We start from the raw sequence: 965 nt of genomic DNA, 5'->3' as shown, positions 1-965 counted from the left end.
GAGGTCTCATTTAAAGCAAAGCACAAGGCCGATCCGAACGAAGCATTGCGCATGTGCTTGCTGGTTTTTCGCATGTGGCGCAGCGCAGGGTGCTTATGCAGAAACTGCATGATGCCCTGGCAAGCCCGGCAGTACTGTGTTTTCAGCCAGTATCGGGAGGCAAAATGGGTTAGAATGCGGCCACGTTTTGCCTTAGCTCTTTATCAGAAACACCGCCATGCTCACCCTCACCGAACTCGAAGATGCAATCAATTACTGGCGCCACCAGCGCCCGGCCAGCGGAGAGGAGTGTGCACTGTCCCCCGAAGTCAATGCCCTGGCCAGCCTCTATGCGCTGATGATCTTCCATCGCCGCCACGAAGTGGACCTGGAACAGATCGATACCCAGGCGCGCCAGTTGATCGAAGCCTGGCTGGCCAGTTGAATCGCTGAACCTGTCAGAGCTCTGACCTCTAGAGCTCTGATCTCTAAGACCTCTGACCTCTGGCGTTTGCCCCTGCTTTCCCTGGTTTGACCATGACGACGGTCACTTTCCTGTAAGCGCGTTATCCTAGACTCCTTCTCAACGTTCCCATGCCCCTGGTGCGTCCCGGGAACACCATGAAAGGATGAACGATGCGCAAGGAGCCCGAACAGTTGCCGCCCACCAATGGTCCTGCTGCGCCGGTGCGCAAAGCCCGCGCCGGCAAGCGCAGTGCCGCTGCCCCCGCGACCAAGCCGCGGGTGGCCCTGGTGCTACAGGGCGGCGGCGCGCTGGGGGCCTACCAGGCCGGTGTCTATCAGGCATTGCATGAGCACGACTTCACCCCGGACTGGGTGGTCGGCACCTCCATTGGCGCCATCAATGCCGCATTGATCGCTGGCAATCCGCGTGAAACCCGCATCGAACGCCTGCGCGAATTCTGGGAGACGGTGGCCCACCCCGATCTGTTCGACCTGCGCCAGGTGCCCGACACGCTGCGCCC

Annotated in this window: 2 protein-coding genes; both read left to right on the top strand. The window is 60.5% G+C overall.

The features are described from left to right. Positions 1–217: 217 nt before the first annotated feature. Positions 218–424, top strand: a complete 207-nt coding sequence (locus I5W_RS28085) for a DUF3717 domain-containing protein (protein ID WP_017452772.1) — start codon at positions 218–220, stop codon at positions 422–424. Positions 425–615: 191 nt separating this feature from the next. Beyond that, positions 616–965 (top strand): patatin-like phospholipase family protein (locus tag I5W_RS28080; protein ID WP_044531732.1); only part of this gene is annotated, 350 nt, incomplete at its 3' end.

It is taken from the genome of Herbaspirillum sp. B65 (genome assembly GCF_000333555.1).
Classification (GTDB): domain Bacteria; phylum Pseudomonadota; class Gammaproteobacteria; order Burkholderiales; family Burkholderiaceae_D; genus Herbaspirillum; species Herbaspirillum rubrisubalbicans.
This window is presented reverse-complemented; position numbering and strand designations above follow the sequence as displayed.